Annotated in this window: 16 protein-coding genes and 5 tRNA genes; 11 read left to right on the top strand and 10 right to left on the bottom strand. The window is 47.8% G+C overall.

Annotated features, from left to right (window positions below):
* The first annotated feature begins 3 nt into the window (after positions 1-3).
* The 4 genes from F4X88_05015 to F4X88_05000 all read left to right on the top strand — a co-directional run bounded on the left by F4X88_05015 (position 4) and on the right by F4X88_05000 (position 3695).
* The gene (locus tag F4X88_05015) at positions 4-753 is read left to right on the top strand and encodes an SDR family oxidoreductase (protein MYA55634.1); all 750 of its coding nucleotides are present in this window, start codon (positions 4-6) and stop codon (positions 751-753) included.
* A 220-nt stretch (positions 754-973) separates the two neighbouring features.
* Positions 974-1735 (top strand): TatD family deoxyribonuclease, encoded by a 762-nt coding sequence (locus F4X88_05010; GenBank protein ID MYA55633.1) that lies wholly within the window; start codon positions 974-976, stop codon positions 1733-1735.
* A gap of 21 nt (positions 1736-1756) precedes the next feature.
* Positions 1757-2569, top strand: coding sequence for a hypothetical protein (locus F4X88_05005; GenBank protein MYA55632.1), 813 nt, complete (start codon positions 1757-1759; stop codon positions 2567-2569).
* A gap of 10 nt (positions 2570-2579) precedes the next feature.
* Positions 2580-3695: a sugar ABC transporter permease gene (locus F4X88_05000; GenBank protein MYA55631.1), complete on the top strand. Its 1116-nt coding sequence runs from the start codon at positions 2580-2582 to the stop codon at positions 3693-3695.
* 307 nt (positions 3696-4002) lie between these two features.
* Here F4X88_05000 and F4X88_04995 read toward each other — a convergent pair whose 3' ends face one another.
* The 6 genes from F4X88_04995 to F4X88_04970 all read right to left on the bottom strand — a co-directional run bounded on the left by F4X88_04995 (position 4003) and on the right by F4X88_04970 (position 12968).
* Positions 4003-5364, bottom strand: a complete 1362-nt coding sequence (locus F4X88_04995; GenBank protein ID MYA55630.1) for an extracellular solute-binding protein — start codon at positions 5362-5364, stop codon at positions 4003-4005.
* Positions 5365-5411: 47 nt separating this feature from the next.
* Positions 5412-6386, bottom strand: coding sequence for a M23 family metallopeptidase (locus F4X88_04990; GenBank protein MYA55629.1), 975 nt, complete (start codon positions 6384-6386; stop codon positions 5412-5414).
* A gap of 395 nt (positions 6387-6781) precedes the next feature.
* Positions 6782-7720 (bottom strand): CBS domain-containing protein, encoded by a 939-nt coding sequence (locus tag F4X88_04985; protein MYA55628.1) that lies wholly within the window; start codon positions 7718-7720, stop codon positions 6782-6784.
* A 53-nt stretch (positions 7721-7773) separates the two neighbouring features.
* Entirely contained in the window at positions 7774-8595 is an 822-nt protein-coding gene (locus F4X88_04980; GenBank protein ID MYA55627.1) for a phytanoyl-CoA dioxygenase family protein, read from the bottom strand.
* Between the two features lies 1 nt (position 8596).
* On the bottom strand, positions 8597-10027 hold the full coding sequence (locus F4X88_04975) for a hypothetical protein (GenBank protein MYA55626.1): 1431 nt from the start codon (positions 10025-10027) through the stop codon (positions 8597-8599).
* Between the two features lie 10 nt (positions 10028-10037).
* Positions 10038-12968, bottom strand: coding sequence for an FAD-binding protein (locus F4X88_04970; protein MYA55625.1), 2931 nt, complete (start codon positions 12966-12968; stop codon positions 10038-10040).
* A 117-nt stretch (positions 12969-13085) separates the two neighbouring features.
* On the opposite strand from F4X88_04970, the gene F4X88_04965 reads away from it, so the two are divergent.
* A tRNA-Leu gene (locus F4X88_04965) sits at positions 13086-13169 on the top strand.
* Between the two features lie 29 nt (positions 13170-13198).
* Here the strand turns inward: F4X88_04965 and F4X88_04960 are convergent.
* Genes F4X88_04960 through F4X88_04950 form a run of 3 tightly spaced genes read right to left on the bottom strand, consistent with a single transcriptional unit; the run spans position 13199 to position 15714 of the window.
* On the bottom strand, positions 13199-14350 hold the full coding sequence (locus tag F4X88_04960; GenBank protein MYA55624.1) for a glycosyltransferase: 1152 nt from the start codon (positions 14348-14350) through the stop codon (positions 13199-13201).
* A gap of 14 nt (positions 14351-14364) precedes the next feature.
* Entirely contained in the window at positions 14365-14766 is a 402-nt protein-coding gene (locus F4X88_04955) for a hypothetical protein (GenBank protein MYA55623.1), read from the bottom strand.
* A 27-nt stretch (positions 14767-14793) separates the two neighbouring features.
* On the bottom strand, positions 14794-15714 hold the full coding sequence (locus F4X88_04950) for a hypothetical protein (protein MYA55622.1): 921 nt from the start codon (positions 15712-15714) through the stop codon (positions 14794-14796).
* Positions 15715-15934: 220 nt separating this feature from the next.
* Between F4X88_04950 and F4X88_04945 the strand changes: the two genes are divergently transcribed.
* Positions 15935-17893, top strand: a complete 1959-nt coding sequence (locus tag F4X88_04945) for a hypothetical protein (GenBank protein MYA55621.1) — start codon at positions 15935-15937, stop codon at positions 17891-17893.
* Here F4X88_04945 and mqnC read toward each other — a convergent pair.
* Complete coding sequence (mqnC, locus tag F4X88_04940; protein MYA55620.1) at positions 17890-18957, bottom strand: dehypoxanthine futalosine cyclase; 1068 nt, start codon at positions 18955-18957, stop codon at positions 17890-17892. The two genes, F4X88_04945 and mqnC, sit on opposite strands and share 4 nt — an antisense overlap.
* Before the next feature lie 183 nt (positions 18958-19140).
* Between mqnC and rpoZ the strand changes: the two genes are divergently transcribed.
* The 5 genes from rpoZ (at position 19141) to F4X88_04915 (ending at position 19927) form a co-directional block, all read left to right on the top strand.
* Entirely contained in the window at positions 19141-19485 is a 345-nt protein-coding gene (gene rpoZ, locus F4X88_04935) for a DNA-directed RNA polymerase subunit omega (protein MYA55619.1), read from the top strand.
* A gap of 102 nt (positions 19486-19587) precedes the next feature.
* Positions 19588-19659: transfer RNA gene (locus F4X88_04930), tRNA-Thr, on the top strand.
* An 8-nt stretch (positions 19660-19667) separates the two neighbouring features.
* Positions 19668-19749 (top strand) — tRNA-Tyr (locus tag F4X88_04925).
* A 19-nt stretch (positions 19750-19768) separates the two neighbouring features.
* Positions 19769-19841, top strand: a tRNA-Gly gene (locus F4X88_04920).
* A gap of 28 nt (positions 19842-19869) precedes the next feature.
* Positions 19870-19927 (top strand) — tRNA-Thr (locus tag F4X88_04915).

The raw sequence follows: 19927 nt of genomic DNA, 5'->3' as shown, positions 1-19927 counted from the left end.
CAAATGACGAAGCAAGAATCCCACGACTTTAGACGTGGGAGTGTCAAACTTGAAAACCGTATTGCAATTATCACAGGCGGCGGACGCGGCATCGGTCGCTCGACCGCCTTAGCGTTTGCCAGAGAAGGAGCAGACATCGTGCTTGCCGCACGGACTGACACCGAGATAACCACTGTCACTGAAGAGGTGAAGCAACTCGGTAGACGCGCACTCGCCATCAAAACCGATATTCAACTGAAAACGGATGTTGATGCTATGGTCGCCCAAACGCTTGACACTTTCGGTAAGGTGGACATCCTTGTCAACAATGCCGGGATCGCAATCCACAACCCGATCCCGAAGATCCGAGAAGAAGATTGGGACCTGACAATGGCAGTCAATCTCAAGGGTGTATTCCTCGGCACACAAGCCGTCTTCAGCCACATGTGTGAGCAGAAGTATGGACACATTGTCAATGTCTCCTCGGTCTCCGGTAAATTTGGGCATGTCAACGGTGGCGCGTATTGTGCCTCTAAATTCGCTGTTATCGGTTTCACCGAGACAACGAACAATGAAGGAAGACCCCACGGTGTAAAAGCCTCGGTCGTCTGTCCCGGTCCTGTAGATACCAAAATGCGCCGCGATAACCATCCAGACGATGTGATTGAACATCTCACACTTCCGGAAGATGTCGCAGATCTAATCCTATTTCTGGTGACGCAGCCACCCCGCGCACACACGCTTGAGACCGTCATCCGAACACCCTTGATGTGAGAGTTACGTGTCTCCAGGAATCCAAGGTCTCCAATGCGGAAATCCCGACTGACCGCACCGCAAGGTGAAAGAAATTAGTTGTCAGTTATCGGTTGTCAGTTAATTAAGAGGTGTTCGTTAGCCCCAAACCTGTAGCTCGTAACGAAGTGGAGAGCGGATATACGCAGAGCAGCGTTATCCACCCAATTGACCTAACCGAACCGCAAGGTATAATTAAAAAATGTTTATCGACTCTCACGCACACATCCAACTCTCCCAATTTAACCGTCATCGCGACGCAGTCCTAAAACGCGCCCACGAAGTCTCAGTCTCCCATATTCTTGCGATAGGGTTTGACATGGAGACCAGCCTCGGTGCTATCGAGTTGGCGGAGCAGCATACGCATATCTATGCCACCGTCGGCATGCATCCACACGATGCAAAGGATCTAACCGACGATACACTAAAGACTTTTCGTGAACTTGCCGCACATCCGAAAGTGATTGCACTCGGCGAAATGGGATTAGACTATTACCGCAACCTCTCGCCGCGTCCCGTGCAAAAAGAGGCGTTTGAAAAACAGTTGGACCTCGCCGAAGAGTTGCAGCTGCCCATTGTCATCCACAATCGCGATGCCTATATGGACATCCTCCCCATTTTAGAAGCACGGCAGGGGAAAATCCGAGGCGTGTTGCACTGCTTTACTGGGGATGTTGAATTAATGCGCAGAAGTCTCGCTATCGGTTTTCATATCGGTATCGGGGGGATTGTAACATACCCGAATGCCAAAGATGTCCAAGCAGTCGCGCAAGAAGTGCCAGCGGATAAACTCCTGATAGAGACCGATTGTCCGTGGCTGACCCCGCAATTTCGACGAGGAAAGCGGAATGAGCCTGCTTATGTCCGCGCCGTAGCAGAAAAGATTGCGGAACTCCGCAACACCACTATGGAAACAATCGGTGAAACAACGACAAAAAACTTCCAAAAACTCTTTACACCTTAACCCGTATCCATAAGGGCTCCCATGGAACCAAACAACCGATTAGTCGCTACAATGTGCAGAAACCTAAAGAAAAATTCTCTCCGCTATCTTTTTCTCCTCTTTCCGATGCTGGCTGTGTTTTCCAGTTGTGCGATAAAGCATACCTTTGAAATGGCAGGATTCATGAAGGATATGGTGGCACAACTTAAGGAACGAGAAACGTTCTTGATAGAATCTGCGGAAGAGCCTTTAACGGAACGCCAAGAAAAGCTCTTAACACAACTTCTTGAAGAAAAGGAGGGTTTGGATGTGGTTTTGTCGAGTCAACCGTATTTGACGTATCTGGAAAGGCAGGTCGGCACAGCCCATAAAGATTACCCAACCTATCTTACCGCGGTCCCTACTACCGAACAGAAATCGACTACCCTATTTGCGCTTAAAGAAATTCTTCCGCCAGAGGCAACGGATGAGCAAATCCGAATCTGTGTGGACTTTTATTTTGAACTCCGAGAACTGATCGTGAACGAACCGGACATCACGTCCGATTCCGAAGAGATGGAAGCATTCATGAAGATACACCTGATTGATCCGTTAATGGATACGTATTCATCAAAAATGTCCACTTCCGATGCGATTAAAGTCATGAAGATTGGTGCGGTCCCGAGTGGTATGGCTCCACTGGATACAGAGGTATTTCGTAAAATCTGGCTTGAGCAGCTGGAGACTTACGGTTCCCGGGAAGGACTTCTACGCTGTGCGATCTCAACCCCCGACGAATTTGCCCTCATCCGTTCATTTTTTGAAGATACTGCCGCCCTTGAAACATGGATTCGGCTTTCACCTAAGCAGGAGTGATTCCTGACACATGAAACACCTAAATCTCCGCATGTATGCGATGGTGTTTGCCCTCGTCTGTGTTTGGGTGATTTTCACACTCCTGACTGGCGGCACCTTCCTCAGCACTCGGAACCTATCCAATCTCTCCCGCCAAGCCGCAGTCACCGCCATCCTCGCCGTCGGCATGACCTTGGTCATCGTTTCTGCGAATATCGATCTCTCTGTCGGTTACGGTGCTGGATTGCTCGGTGCCATTGCGGCGATTGTCCATGTGTGGTGGGGACAATCGATCTTCGTGACACTCATCGCTGTCTTATGCATCGGGGTTCTGATGGGGGTGATGCAGGGGTATCTCGTGGCGTATCAGCGAATCCCTGCGTTTATCGTCACATTGGGCGGATTTTTGGCGTATCGCGGTTTGATGTTAGCCTTCACCAAAGGTGAGACCATCCTCCTTCCAGACAATTGGCTCAAAGCAATTGGGAACGCCTATCTTTCGTCAGGACTCGGATGGGGACTCATGGTCCTTGGCTTGGGTATCAACGGGTATCGCTTTTACCGACAGCGAACCGCCCAGCTGCAATACGGGACTGAGCAGACATCCTTGCGAACTTTCCTATTGAAAGTAATCGGAACATCTGCCCTCATTGTAGCGTTCATCTCCGTGATGAATGCTCACAAAGGGATTCCGTTTCCAGTCTGCATTCTATTTGGATTAGCGTTCATATTCCATTTTATCGCCAACCACACCCGTTTTGGGCGTTATGTGTACGCGGTCGGTGGAAATTCGGAGGCGGCGTACCTCTCCGGGATCAACGTCCGCGGGATTACGCTGCGGGTGTTTGGAACCATGGGGGCTTTAATGGCGATCGCTGGTGTTGTGATGACAGCACGGGTCGGGAGTGCCAGTCCAGAAGCGGGACGGTTGTTGGAATTGGATGCCATCGCTGCGTGTGTGATTGGCGGTGCCAGTTTGATGGGGGGACGCGGGAGCATCTTCGGGGCAATTTTAGGCGCGTTCGTTATGGAAAGCCTCAACAACGGGATGAGCATGGCGAACATGGATGCCTCATGGCAAGACATAATTAAAGGGATCGTGCTTGTCGCTGCCGTAGGATTTGATATAGCATCACGGCGGAGATGAAAGATTCGCTACAACAAGCGTCATCTCCTGAATTCCCTATTCAGACAATATTTTTAAACCTTTTCCCCAAAAATTCCCTCATCTTTGGACTGACCTACAGAGACGATGATCCTGAACCTGAAGGCACGGTCTATGTTACCCTCCTTGCCGCTGGGATTGAGCCATAAAGCGAACCCAGTGTTACACCGTCCACCCAGCAGCGTGAACGCTCCCCTGGAGGCGACACTCGCGTCTCATCTACAGTCACGTCCGAATTTATTCATCAAATCAGTCTTGACTTACACTAAAGACGAAAAGGACGATAAGACTATTTTGCCAGATCTCGTGCCTCTTTGAACTTTTCTTTGGCGAATTGTCCCCAGTCCTTGATTTTTTCGTTGCGGACAGTCGGATCCTTCCAGTCGCTACGTGCCAGATTCATCGCTTCTTCTTCGGTGATCGGCATCTTCGTTAAAGCCGCAATCGCTGCGTCACGTTTCGCCGGGTCCTTACACTTCCGGATTGCCTTCCATGCGTTAACGAGATCCTTATGCGAATCAATAATTAAAACACCGAAGAGATCGTTAACGATATTCCATCGGGTCCCCCCTTTATCTGAGTTATATTGGAAGGGGGTTCCTTCCATCGCAAATGGATTTGGGACAATACAGCGTTCGCCTAATTTATCGTAAAGTGCTGGTAGCACACTCGCGCGGTTTAAACCACCCTTCCATTTGGGGCCCTCCGAGTCGGTGTCGCGGAGCATCCAAAGTTTCTGTGCGTCTTCCGATAAAACAAACTCAAGAAACTTTTGAGCAACAGACAAATTCGGGGCACCTTTGAGGATGGCAATAGGATCAGCAGTGACCACTGCGCCATCCGCTGGAACAACATATTGGATTTTGTCCGCCCCGACAACGGCGATTTGACCGTACGCGTAAAAGTCAATTGCGAGTCCATAAATGACCTGTCCGGCGACGACATCTGTCGGAATAGCGTTCGCACCAGCGGAGAAACCGCGAACATTACCCCCAAGTTTCGTCAGGAGTGCGAACCCTTCTTCCCATCCGAGCGTTTGAAGGATAATCTCATACACCATGTGTGCTGAGCCACTCTCTCTTGGGTCGGCGGCACCAATTTTACCGAGCAATGCGACATCCCCCAAATCCCGCCATGTCTTGACTTTCGGGAGACTCAGCATTTCACGCAGCTCCTCATTGTGCATGATGCCGAAACTCGATAACGCTGCACCGTACCACTGATATTCGGCATCGTAGAGCGGGATACCTTGAAACGATTGCGTCAGCTGCGCAAGTTGTGTCTCGGAGAGTTTGTAGGTGTTTAACCAACCGTTGTTTGAAAGACGGAGATAATTGTCAGTCCCACCGCCAAAGAAAATATCAATACCGATACCATCTGGCACACGCTTAAACTCCGATTCGATGAACCGATAGTTGGAGGAGGTTCCCCCCACATCTCGCCAATCGGTTTTGACGGTTCTACCCGTTTGTTTCTCATACCACTTCTCGAAATTGTTTCCAAACTCTGTCTCAATACCCTCGGGGTGTGGTGAGATAATGATAAGTTCGTCTTGTGCGAATAGGACCGTTGGCAGTGCCAAAAGACATAATACAATCCCCCACGTCACGAGATGTGTGCTGCAACGTCCGAGGGGTTCTAAATAAGACATATATTTCCTGCTCCTTTTTCACGCGGAGGCATACGCAAGGCATGCGGTTACGGTGAAATCACTGGTTGCTGATCTAAAATATATTTTATTGGGTTTACCCACTGCTCTTTTTGCTCACTATAAATGCCGTAATGAAGGTGTGCGCCAGTGCTACGGCCGGTGTTCCCGACGTAGCCTATCAGTTGACCGCGTGTCACTTGCTCTCCCACTTTGAGATCCTCCGCGTAATCTTGCAAATGGGCATACAACGTTTTCATCTGTGATCTCAGGTGCTCGATCTCGATCGTTTTTCCTAAATACCCCTTCTGTTTGACTTCCACAATTGTACCAGCAGCAGCAGCAATGACAGGAACCCCTTCTTGCGCTTTTATATCAAGACCTTGGTGAAATTCGCGTTGCTTCGTCAACGGATGCATCCGCCATCCAAAACCAGAAGAATACCAATAAGTGTATATCTTTCCGTTTTCTTGTTGAAGTTTGATGGGTAGAATCGAAGGATATTCGTCAAGCTGTTTTTGATGTTCGCTGACATAGTTATAGAGGCTCAGAACTTTCTGCTTCAGGAGACTCACTGTTAAGGCTTGCTGTTGTTCGTGTGTATCCTCTGCGATGTTACCAATCCCTGATACGTTTTCCTGCTGAGTCTCATTTAAGCCCTCAGCCCCTTTGAAGTCCCCAGCAATACTATTCTCCCCGCCACCTTGACCCAATATCCCTAAAGCTTGCCGAATGTGTTCTATCATCTCATGGATATCTGCCATCTCCTCATTAAGGGCAGCGAGTTCCGATTCAACCGTGAGTTTTGCCTGTGTGATTTCTTCAATTTTCTTGGTTGTGCTTGCTTGTAACTGCTCTTCAGCACTAATTCTCTGATCCTTTTGAAAAAGTCCGTAGTTTACACCTCCGATCCCCGCAACACATAGGAGGACAAGAACACAAGCGAAAAGCAATATATGTCCTCGGTTAATGGTGTACTGGCGCACCGAATTCTTGCGAGTTGACATTAAGATAAGCGTATACATCCAATAAATCCTCCTTTGTTCTTTCGCTTCTCGGACTGTCTCCGATGCTGCGAAATCCACTCCGCTTTTGAACTGATTCCAACGCAAAAGATGTCTATCTCTCGAAAATCTTGTCAATAGCAACTTGGTTTATAAATAAAATACCGCGCAAACGTAACCAAATCAAGTAAAAAACGTTTAGAATGCGATGAGGTGGTATTTTTGTCAAAAAATTTTACCATTACAAACGCGAAACAATCGCTGGCATTTTCCAGACAAGAATGATGATAGTCCCGAGTAGAATGAGATACCACACAATTAATGCTCGGATACGCGTTCTTTTGAAAATGTGGCGGCGAGAACGTTTCAGTTGCATAATGGAGCCTCCTATCGTCAAAATTGCGTCCGTCCTGACCTCATTGATTAGTGTGTTGCTCGGTTTTTTTCAGGATACGGATCGCAGAAATGCGATATTTGAAGACTTCGTCTACAGTGAATTCGAGGTTTTCGTATGCAATTGTTTCGCCTGGTTCTGGTAGGCGACCGAGCAACATGAGGATAAAGCCACCAATGGTATCACACCGATCCCTTGGAATATCAGTATCCAATGCCGTATTCACTTCAGGAATTAACACGCGCGCATCAATCCGCCACTCGTTCTGCTCGAGTTGCTCCACGCGAGGGGTCTCCCGCTTCCGGTTTGTCGCTATGTCTCCGACAATCTTTTCCAAAATGTCTATTAATTCTACGATACCTATGCAACTTCCGTGTTCATTAACCACTATCGCTATAGGGACCTCGGAGTGCCTCAACTCGTTTAGTAAATCTAAGGCGGACTTCAGTGCAGGAACATAACGCGTCTCCTTTACAAATATCGCTAAATCCTGGTCCTGTTGTTCGGTTGTGGCGATTTCCATGGCATCAACGATGCCAATCAACCAATCAACACGTTCGTTATAAACAGGGATGTAACGATAACTCGAGGCGCGATAATACTTTGGAATCTCAGAACATGGCGATCCCACTATTAACGGAACTATCTCTGACAACGGAACCATCACCTCCTGCACCGTCAATGTTTTCAAGGCGAAGATCGCACGTAAGAATTGTCCTTCGTGTTCAGGAAGTGCCTGAATGTTCTCTTGAATTAACTGCGTCAGTTGTTCGCCGGACAATACCGACTTTCGACCTGATTTCCCGAAGAACCCTTTTTTTTCACGATCAGATTCCTGTTGTTCCTCATAAACAGCAAGGGCATTAGGTTTCACAGGTACGACTTCCGCCCTGTCCTGTTTTCTGATAACAGGCATCTGGCGATTTTTTTCTTCCGAAACATCTTGGGTAATTTCGTCCATAGGGATAGCAGTATAGCCCTCCGTAAAATGTGGAATTTCTACTCGAAAACTTCCTATGTTTGGGCGACAAGCGTCAGTTCTGTTTTGCCACTGAGTCCCGCAACCACCGGAAATGTTTTGTTCCCCGGCTTGCCATCTTTCGGCACATACCGGACCTGCGGCGAAAAGTAAGCATACAACGCCGTGTTCCGAGGATGAGGCGTGGTGTTTGGTCCAGAACCGTGGACCATTAAACTGTGGAAAAATAGAGCACTTCCCGCAGAAAGTGGAACGTCCAGTTGTTGTTCCGAGACTTCCTCCCGATCAGTCAGTGCTGCATCCTGCTGACGTGCGATATGTCCCCACGACTGCATTCCCCAGTGGTGGCTTCTTGGAATTACCTTGAAACAACCGTTTTCGACTGTAGCGTCATTGAGGGCAATACTCACGGTAACAAGGCTCGGGGGTTCCATGGGCCAATACGCCGAATCTTGGTGCAATCCATGCGAAGAGCCATGAAACGCCGGTTTGAACATCAGTGTGCTTCTAAAAAGCAATAAGTCTTCTGTTCCAATCAGTTCTTGAACAACGCTAATGAGTTTCGGATGTTGTGCGAGGTCCCGAAATACATCGGAGTACTGACGCGTATTTTCTGCCTTCCGCAGCACAGGTAAATTATTCCCTTGTGTTTCATCTTGGGCGAACGGTTCCTGCTGGACGTGCCGACGTGCGACCGCTGCCCGTTCCTTCTCAGGATCGGACTCCTGTCCTGCAGCAAACTGATGCAAACGGTGGATCTCTGCTTGGCAGGTTTCGACTTCTGCTGCCGATAACAGATTCTCAAAAACGAGGTAACCTTCCTTTTCAAAAAACGCTTTCCGCTCCTTCAAATCCATGCTAACCTCCAATTAATTGTTTAACTTCCCAGACAATACTTGAAATCGCAAACCCGATATAGACACATGAAGCGATAACCATCATGAAGGTAGAAAGCCGTTTCGGTTTTGCGAAATCAGGCAGAAAACGGTAGTTCATGTAAAGCGTAAGCGGCACATAAATCGCCATAGCGAAACCGCCCATGTACGCTGCATTAAAGAGGAATCCTAATTCACTGACGTTTAACTGCTCCATAACGAAAGTGATGACACACCCACCGACGATCCAGATGCCTGCAATCAGGAGATACCACCAGCTTAAGTTTCGTCTTTGTGCCCCTCGGAAGTTGGTGTAGATGATGTCGGAAACCGAACGCGCCACACCATCAACGAGGGCAAGTTGCGTGCCAAAAAGCGTCGCAACACCAACCAATAAGAAGATCCGCTGCCCCGCCACGCCCCAGATTTCGCCTAATATCTGTGCTTCGTCGTAGATAAGTTTGCCTTGTTCAGGGACAATGCCTTGGGGATGTAAAACCGCGAGCGCACCGAAAATAAAGAGCAGAATCGTGAATGTGTTGAGTGCCCAAAAGAACAGTATCTGATCTTTTTTCACATATTGCCACCATTCAGTGAAGCGTTTTCGGTTTTCCGCCGTCGCCTCAAAAAGAAACCCTGTCGCGGGCACCTTTTCGCTCCTGCCTCGAAGCGGGTTCTGTAGTCCTGGCAGCTGCGCACCCATACCGATGTTTTTATCCCGTAGATAGAACGTGTAAAAGAGATTTGCTGTTCCCCCTGCCCCTGCAAAAACTAACGCACTGAACAATTTTTTGACCGACATACCTGGGTCTATATATCCAACATTTATCAAACCAGAACCGAGTTTCTGCCAGGTTTCCATTGAGCCGACAGCGATGGCAACCAGAATTAACCCGATTGTTACAATGGCAACGAGCACCTCAACCGTCCGTTCAACGGATTGGTAAATCATCTTGGGTCCAAAAAGGATGACCGCGACCCCAGCAAATGTTACCATTGTCCAAAAGGTATCGGGACCCCAACCCCCGGGTCCAAGTATGAGTGCTTTGAGCGCAAGTCCCGATGTCCGTGCCCATCCGGGTGCTATCCAACCCACCACAGTCAGGAGAATGAACAAGGGGGCGAAGCCCCGCCAGATACGGTTGTATCCCGTATACACTGTCTCGCCTGTAGCGATCGTCCAGCGTCCGACTTCAAAGTTTATCCAGAGTTGAAGGAATACGCCGAGTACCGCCGCCCAGATCATGCTCCCGCCATATTCAGCAGCGATGAGAGGCCAAATCACACTCTCACCCGCACCAATAGACAGACCAACCAAGATAGCACCGGGACCCGCAATTTTCCAAAAAGGTAACTGTTTCTCTGGTAATTCAACGATCCTGAAATCGTCAAGCGGTTGATAAATCTTAGACATTTTTTTGATTTTACCTTGCCGCCTCATGTAAGATTTCAATCGGGTGTTTCGGTTGAACACCCGTCCCATGTTCCAGTTGATGTCTACAAGAAAAGCCAGCAGCACTCAACGCAAAACTACCCGGTGATTTCTCACGAACAGCCTCAAAAAGTCTCAATTCGCCAATTTTCATAGAGAGGTCATAGTGTGCCTTCTCGTATCCGAACGCACCCGCCATGCCACAACAACTCGAATCGATCACAGTGACATTGTGTTCCGATGGCAAACTTAACATCTTCACAGTCGGCTGAGTACCGACAAGTGCTCGCTGATGACAATGTCCATGCAGCAATACATCACGCGGTTCTACCGAGAATTCCAAGGGCAATTCACCCTTGTCAGCAAGTTGGACAAGAAATTCCTCGAACGAACAAGTCGCCTCAGCAACACCTTTCGCGGCAGGCGTGCCGATTAACTCGACGTAATCATCAGTGATAGCAGAGGTACAACTCGGTTCACACCCGACAATTGGAATTCCCGCGTCAGCATAACCGCGAAGTGCGTCAATATTGTAACTCGCATTCGCAACGGCTCGGTCAAGCATTCCCTCGGAGATAAGAGGGCGTCCACAACACTTTTTTTTCGGCAGTAATACTTCAAAGCCACATGCTTCGAGCAATTCCACCGCAGCTTTGCCGATAGAGGGTTCGCTGTAATTCATAAAGGTATCCGAAAAAAGAACCACCTTTTTGTCCGATCTTCGTCGGGATTTCCGCTTTCGGAACCACTGTTCATGGGTAGGGCGCACGAAAGTCGGCATATCGCGCCGCCGATCAACACCGATGAGTTTCTCGGCAACCCATTTGGAAAACCCGTTATTGACTGCCCAGTTCGAGAAAGGTGAGAACATTGAGCCTAAAGGCGCGAGCGCACCGATTTCACCAAACAAACGTCGGTGCAACGGTAAACCGTTTGCTTTATGATAATGTGCAAGGACTTCATACTTAATCTTCGCCATATCTACATTTGATGGACATTCCGCCTTACACGCTTTGCATCCCAGACATAAGTCTAATACTTCTTGAAGTCGTTCACTTGTGAGTTCCGTATGTGGCAACGCACCTGAAATAATGGATCGGAGCGCATTTGCACGGCCACGTGTCGAGTGCTCCTCTTCGCGTGTCCCAATAAAAGACGGGCACATCGTGCCTGTCAGTGTTTTCCGACACGCACCGACACCGTTGCACATTTCGATTGCTCCGCCAAATCCGTCTTGACTGGAAAAATCGAAGTAAGTATCAACCTTAATGGTGTTATAGTCTGTCCCGAAGCGGAGATTTTCTGTCATCAGGGGTGCATCAACGATTTTACCCGGATTCATGATCCCGTTCGGATCAAACGCTTTTTTCACTGCAGCGAGGGCTTGATATATCTGCGGACCGAACATGCTCTCTATCCACTCACTGCGGACGAGACCGTCGCCATGTTCACCGCTCATCGCACCGTCTAATTCCATGAGTAGGTCTCGGACCTCGCTGGCGATGTCGTGCATCTTCTGAATATCGGTTTCAGATTTGAGATTGACGATAGGACGGTTGTGTAATAATCCAACGCTCGCGTGCGCGTAGTAGGCAGCAGTCGTATCGTGTGATGTAACAATCTCATCAAATCTACGGACGTATTCCGGTAAGTTCTCTATCGGCACCGCGGCATCTTCGACGAAACCAACCGGCTTCGCATCACCCTTCATCCCCATTAACAAGCCAAGTCCTGCTTTCCGAGTTTCCCAGACGCGGGACTTCTCCTCACTGGTAAAACAGCGCACGAATGCATAACCGAAGCTAGTACTTTTCAGCGTTTTTTCAAGCCTGTCTAACTGCGACTCCAATTCCGCTTGAGTTTCACCGTAAAATTCAACAGCAAGCAGTGCGGCAGGTTCGCCTTGTATAAAAGTCGTAAGCCGCGAAAATTCCAGTGAACCCCGCGCCATATCAAGGATAGTCTTATCTATAAGTTCTACGGCAGTCGGATTGCATTCCAAGATAGGTTGCATCGCCTCCATGGAACCGACAAGTGACTCGAAGTGTACAACGCACAAAGCGGTCAATTTAGGAATCGGCACGAGGTTTATTGTCGCCTCAAGCGTCGTTGCAAGTGTCCCTTCAGAGCCGACGAGGATTTTCGTCAAGCTAAACGGATGGTCTGCGTCACATCCATCACGACGATAAGGTGTAACCTCTTTTGAACCAGCATTTGGAATAAACTCATCGAGATTGTAACCCGCAACGCGACGCAGGATACGAGGATAGCGTTTACGGATCTCATCTTCGTTGTCCGCACACACTCGGCAAAGTTCACGATAGATGTTTGCCTCTAATGTGTTGCACTGTTTTTTAGTCTCTAATTCTGCAATGGAAATGGGGGATGCTGTGATTTCATCAGCGTTGGAAAGCACTAAATCAAGCGACATGACGTGATCAATGGTTTTACCGTAGATGAGGGAATGCGAACCCGCGGAGTTGTTTCCAATGGTGCCACCGACGTTCGCTCGGCTGCTCGTAGCGACATCAGGGGCATACATCAAACCGTGAGGTTTTAACTTATGGTTCAGTTCGTCTAAGACAATACCGGGTTGCACGCGCGCCCAACGCTCTGCGACATTTACCTCAAGGAGTTGATTCATGTATTTGGACATGTCCAACACGATTGCCTTACCGACACTCTGTCCAGCGAGACTCGTGCCGCCACCGCGCGGGAGGATCGGAATATTGCGTGCTGCCGCAATTTGCACAGTCTTAATAACATCTTGGCTATCTTTCGGGATTACAACACCTATCGGCTGTATTTGGTAGAGGCTCGCGTCCGTGCTATAGAGGGCCTTAGAATACAAATCGAAGCGCACCTCTCCTGCAAGCGTATTGGATAATTGTTGTTCAAGGGTTTCCAATGTAGAAGGGTCCATATTTGTAGTCCAAAAAACTGTAAACATCGCGAGAGATAATCGCGACCGTTCCTTTTTTATCCTCCCCAAAAAAATTTGACATCGCTACCCGAGTAAAGTATAATTAATCATAACAATGCCCCTGTGGTGGAATTTGGTATACACAGCAGGTTGAGGGCCTGTGCCTTAATTGGCATACTGGTTCGAGTCCAGTCGGGGGCATCTCCCTTTCTTTGATTCCAGTTGCCGACTTACGAAGCACCTTCAAGCAACTCCTGATATACCTGATAAGTCTGTTCCGCAATCGTTTCCCATGTGAAGTCCTTGACGCGGTTAAGCCCACCTTCAACTAAATCGTTCCGAAGACGCGCATCGTGTGTGATGCGATGTATCTGTTCTGCCAAAGTCTCCATATCGCCTTCAGGGAAGGTAAGTCCCGCGTTATCAATCACATGCGGAATTTCGCCGGAATTTGAACCGACGACCGGTACTTCGCATGCCATTGCTTCGATAAGCACCCTACCGAAAAATTCTACCCATCCGGGTGTTGTTCGAGATGGCAGCACCAGTGTATCCATACAATTAATATAGGCGGCTACCGCTTCAGGAGGCACCGCGTCTATCCACACAATATGTCCAGAGATTCCAAGAGTTTCAGCAGTTTTTTGAAAACGCGGTTTATCCTCACCTTGTCCGACGATTAGCAGTTTATATGTGCGCGTCGTATCTCGGTTTACAAGGGACGCTACAGCCTCAAGAAGTGTGTCTACTCCCTTCATCTGAAGTAATCTACCTACGTAACCAACGACAAAACAGTCGCTGAGCTGCAATGAAGTCTTCAACTTGCTGACATCCATTTTATAGAAATGCCGGACATCAACACCGTTCGGAAACGGGGTTTGCTGTCCGGTGTAACCGCGTTGCGTTAGGATCTTGCCAGCATTCACACTCAGTGGGAAAGCTCTATCCGTTTCTCGAAAAACACGGCGTTCAATCCACACAGGTAAAAAGCCAAACCGCTGTTTAGTCGGTATACTCAGGGATGTCCGAAAAATAAAACGACTGTTTGGACAATATTTGCGTTTCAACCGAACTGTCTGTAGAGCATTAAGGCTCCAAGCCTCCTCTTCTAAGTGGATAATATCCGGTTGAAAATCTTGGAAGTGTGGCTTCACACCGTGGCGGTAGTAAAAACGACTGCCGTATCCCGAGAATCGTATTGGACATGGAAATTCTTCACACGGCGTGTCCAACTCCGGTTCAAAGACAATATCTTGAAAACTTTCATACCAACGTGCAGGAACGACAACCCGTAATGTGACATCCGGACGTTCCGCGATGAGAGCGAACTTTCGTCGGTACGGCTTCATAATATAGGAATGAGAGAGGACTAAGATACGCACGGGTCATTAAGTCCCTAAACACTCCCAAAGATTCTCGGGCTCACTGACGGCTCATCTTCAGAGACATCCGCATCCGATTCATCAGGGGCTGCCTCAAAAGTGATTTCATCGTTTATATCTACTGAACTTTCATCTGAAGCAACGAGAACATCCATCAAACCCTCAAGTCTTTCGCGGATCTCTGATCGTTCATCCGAAACGGTTGCACGCTCTGAGTCAAGTTCCTCCCTAAGATTACTATTACGATCTTCAAGATCTTGAATCTGTGCATCGCGTTGCAGTAAATCACTGTTGAGCCGGGCAATTTCAGCCTCCAGTTCCAGTTTGTCTGCTCTTAATTCCTGAACGGTTGAAATCGCAAGTTCAACACGTTCCTCCAGCAGCGATACAATACTTTGTTCTAATGCGTCAGACATATTAATTCCTCCAAAATGGTATGTTTATTAATTCGCGACGGATTTGCGATTCTCCGCCGCAGCGGTAACACTCGTTTCAATCAGTGATAGATGCTCAGCATCCGCCCAATCTTGACATTCATGGACGTAGTGAAAAAGGTACTGTTGCGCGTACCCCACGCTATCCCCGAAGTAACCATGCGCGAACTCGCGTATCTCAGGATACGTAGCACGCCTGCGCAGATAAAGTGTCTCAAAGATTCGTTTTATCCAAACATCAATCGGTAGTGCTGCAAGATGCCCAAGTGAAAATAGACAGACACAATCGGCGACTTTCTCACCTATACCTTTTCTGCGCATTAATTCGCGCTTCGCCTCAGGATAGGACATCTCCTTCACCGCCGTGAGTTCAAATTCACCACTCACAACTGCTGCCGCAGCTTCTCGAAGATAACTCGCCCGGTAGCCGGTGCCACACGCGAGAAGTTCTGCCTCTGTTGTAGCCCCGAGTGCTTCTGGACTTGGGAAACTATAATCCACGTAACCTCCAAACGTCAGTTGTTCACCAAAACGCTCGGAGAGCCTGCGGATAATCCCACGAATCCGGGATATATTATTGTTCTGAGATAAAATGAATGATGCCACCGTTTCCCAAAGTTCTTGGTTCAGAATGCGCATCCCCCAAAGTTTCTCAAGCGCCCGATGCATATACGCATCGTTGTCAACTGCAGCGAGGAGCTTTGGAACATCGCGATCAAGATCAAGATAGTGTCGGAGAAATGGGACGAAGGTAGTCTTATCCTCGGTGGTAGAACTCTCCACACGTAAGGTAGTTCCTACTTGCCAAATTTTGAGGATGCGTCCCTCCACGACACCGTAATAGGCATCATCTATTCGATTCCATCGAAACGACTGTCCGGATTCTAAGGTATATTTCAAACTAAAGTCTGTTGCATCCTGAATCTGCATCGTGTGTTTTGTTGAGTTTTGGTGAGCACTTGTAAGCAATACCCTTGATATTTACCAATTAGTATATAGTAAATTTCAAAAATTAGCAAATTTTTATTCTTAGTCCCAAAATCCACTCTATTTTCAGCGACCTGATTTGACATTTCGTTGAGTTACGGGTATAATATTAACACCTTGGTCTGAAAATAATAGAAACTAAACAGGAGAAACCTTGTAAAACATGATTATCTTTCTACGCGAGAAATTTATTGCGCAACTCTTTATGTGGATAATCGCCATTGTGTTCCTTGCAGGGACGGTGTTCCTCTACAGCAACACGCAGGGCAGGGGTGAAGATCCAGAAGGAGAAGTCGTTCTCAGAATTAATAACTCAGAAGTCAAGCGCGGAGAGTTTGAGAGTGCCGTCGCTAATGCTTTGGAAACTCAAAGACGCAACCAGAGATTCGGCGCACTGGACCGAGAGGAAACGCAGAAGTCAGTCATTGAGCGATGGATACAACAAACCATACTTGGAAGTGTGGATATCGGTCCTGCTGAAATAGAACGCTATATCCGAAGCGACACCACCCGAGTCGAGCAGTACAATCTTTACCAACAGTTCGGGGCAGCAGACCTCTATACGGAGAATATTCGTTTACAACTCAGTTCCGCTGCACTCCGAGATAGTGTGCAATCACTTGAGTTGATAACCGATACTGAAGCAGAACAAGCATATCGACTTGAATCAGACAAGGCAAAAGTTAAATTTATTGAGTTTAAGCATAGTGATTATGCCGCAACGACTGAAGTAGATGAAGCAGAAGCAGAGGCGTACTTTGAGAAAAATCGGGATAACTATAAATCGGAAGAACAGGTGAATGTAAAGTTTATTAGGGTAAATCCTGCCGATCTCGTTTCAGACGAAGACATTGCTGCGCATTATGAGGAGAACCAAGCGGAGTTTACAACACCCGAAGTGGTTAAAGCACGCCATATCTTGAAAAAATTTCCTGATAACGCAACCGACGAACAAAAGGCGGAGACCAAAACTGCCGCAGAGGAACTCCTCAAAACTATCAACGCAGAGCTTGCAGCGGGCGCGGACTTCGCAGAACTCGCAAGGACCCATTCAGAGGGACCTTCCGGTGCTCAAGGTGGCGCGTTAAGGGGTGGAAACCCAAAACTTCCACCCGGAGACTACTTTGCACGTGGAGACATGGTCAAACCCTTTGAGGAAACAGCTTTTGACAGCCTCGAACCAGGAGAAGTCAGCGGTTTAGTCGAAACACAATTTGGGTTCCACATCATCAAGTTGGAGGAAAAGAGAGCACCAGAGGTTCAACCTTTTGACCAGGTCCAATACGACATCCGGCAAAAACTCGTTCAAGTCAGCGGTGTTGATGAGGCAAAAGAAGTTGCGTCCGACCTTCTGTATGAAATCGAAATTCAGGACTATGACGCGGCACTTGCACTTGAAAGATACAAGGAACTTTCCTTCATCGCACTGGAAACAGGGTTCTTCAGTCGCGACGTTACAACTATTCCGCAGATTGGTGCAAGATGGGGGTATCAAGGGTTAATCGAAGAACTCTTTGATATGGAAGTGAACGTAATAAAGGTTGTTGAGGCGAAAAAATCTAATGGAGAACAGATAGAAGCCTATTTTGTTGCCACCGTTCTTGAAAAAAAACCAGCAACTATTCCAGCGTTTTCAGAAATCAAACCGCAGGTCCTCAGCGATCTGAAAACGGAAAAATCCAAGGAACGTGCCTTTGAGGATGCACAAAACCTGTTTCATAAACAGGCAGACACCACATCACTGGATGCCTTACTGGAAAAGTATGACGCGCCTGAAAGTTTAGCAACAGACCGACTTTCTGTCCAAGAAAGCAACCTGTTCGCGCTCAGTCCAAATAGCGATTATATTGCCGGTATGGGAAGTTCGACTGAAACGATGTTCGCCGCATTTCAGATGGAAGTTGATGAGATTGGAGGTCCCTTCAAAGGGAGCAATTCTGTCTATATTGTCCAACTCATTGAGAGAGAAGCACCTGACATTGAAACGTTCCAAATGGACCCGGCTGAGAAAGCACGGCATCGTCAGGCTCTCATTCAAGCAAAGAAACGGGAAACATATCTGAATTGGTTCGCCGCACGCAAAAAGGCGAGTGAACTCTGGATCCATCCGGATTATCGTTAATTCAGGAGTTCGTAGAAAAAATTACGGCGTTTGGGGATATAACCTAACTCGGCTATCGTGCGTTCGATCTCTTCAATCGGCATGCAATAGACCGTTCCAGCTTTGCTGACAACGTTCTCCTCTATCATTGTGCCTCCCATATCATTCGCACCGAATTTAAGCGATAATTGTCCGATTTTCGGACCTTGGGTTACCCATGAAGATTGAAAGTTGTCGAAGTTATCCAGAAACAATCGCGAAATAGCGAGTGTTTTGAGGTATTCAAAACTCCCTGCCGGTGGTATATGATCCATATCGGTGTTGGTGGGTTGAAACGACCAGCAAATAAACGCTGTGAATCCACCCGTCTCATCTTGTAAATCACGCAGTCTGACGAGGTGTTCAACACGTTCGGCGTAACTCTCTACATGCCCATACATCATCGTCGCGCTCGACTGGAGACCAACCAAGTGTCCCTGACGCATAACCTCCAGCCATTCGTCAGCCGTGCATTTTTTAGGGCTAATCTCATTACGGGCATGATCCGTGAGAATCTCTGCACCGCCTCCAGGGATCGAATCAAGTCCAGCGTCTCGCAACCGGATAAGCATCTCTCGCAGCGACATACGGTTTATCTTGGCAAACCAGTCCAACTCTGGTGGGGAAAACCCGTGGATATGGATGCGGTAATTTGCTTTGATCCAACGCAGGAGATCTTCGTACCAGTCAAGTTTAAGTTTTGGATGCAATCCACCTTGCATGAGAATCAACTCACCGCCAAGGTCCAGTGTTTCCTGTATCTTTTCCCCCAGTTCTTCCCGTTCCATAACATAAGCGTCAGGGTCTTGACGATGGCGGTAAAAAGCACAGAAATCGCAGTCCACATAACACCAATTGGTATAGTTGATATTTCGGTCAACAATATACGTGACGTAACCTTCCGGATGTTTGCGTTGTCGGACAATATCCGCAGCGTGCCCCAGCGCAAGTAGATCGTGGCTCTTGAAAAGCGTCAGACAGTCATCAAAGTCTAACCGTTCGCCCGCGAGCGATTTCTCAAGAATAGATTGGATGTTTGTATCCATTTACGAGGTTCCTTAATTCTATAAAACAGACTGATACCAAATCTAATGTTGCAATTCTAACACTTTATAACCTGTTTGTCAACTTTTCTGCCATTTTAATTTGACTTTTACAGAAAATTCGGTATAATTGTAACACGTTTGTTCTGAATCTGCATTTCTGTATTTAAGCAAGGAGAGACGAAAATGAGCGAAGTCGTTTACAATGAGGACTTGGTGAAACGCGTATCAAATAAATACCTCGCAGTGAATGTTGCCGCGAAACGTGCCAGAGATATAAACGCAAATGGTTTGCCTATTGCGCCTTCAAGCACTGCAGATAAAAAGAAGAAACCTGTCGCCGTTGCTACACAAGAGTTAGTTGAAGGGAAACTTCACTTTGAAAGAAGCGAGGTCAAAGCACCCGCTCAGAATACACCCTCAATTTTTACCGACTCGCAGGATTCAGACGACGGTAGTGATATATTTGATGAAGAACTTCTCGCACGCGAAGGCGATGCTGATCCAGAGGAACGTGAGGAAGGTCTCTAAATCTCATCGATGCCGAAAATTGTGCCTACCCAAACAACCTCTCGTCAAAAAAAATGAAGGCACTTGACAATTCCCAATAAAGCGGGTATAATTAAAAGTGCTGCTGACGTGGCTCAATGGTAGAGCAAGTGATTTGTAATCACTAGGTTGGAGGTTCGATTCCTCTCGTCAGCTTTTTTAATGGGGGTATGCTAGAGCGGTCAAATAGGGCAGACTGTAAATCTGTTGGCTATGCCTACGGTGGTTCGAATCCATCTGCCCCCATCTGTTTTTATTCTTTTCTGCGGGAGTAGCTCAGCTGGTAGAGCATTGGCCTTCCAAGCCATGTGTCGCGGGTTCGATTCCCGTCTCCCGCTTGTTGGTGTTTTTTATCTTTGCCGATGTAGCTCAGTCGGTAGAGCGCGTCCTTGGTAAGGACGAGGTCACCGGTTCAATCCCGGTC

It is taken from the genome of Candidatus Poribacteria bacterium, from assembly GCA_009839745.1.
In the GTDB taxonomy this organism is placed as follows: domain Bacteria; phylum Poribacteria; class WGA-4E; order WGA-4E; family WGA-3G; genus WGA-3G.
Note: the sequence above shows the minus strand (reverse complement) of the source record. Positions and strands in the feature narration are given on the sequence as shown.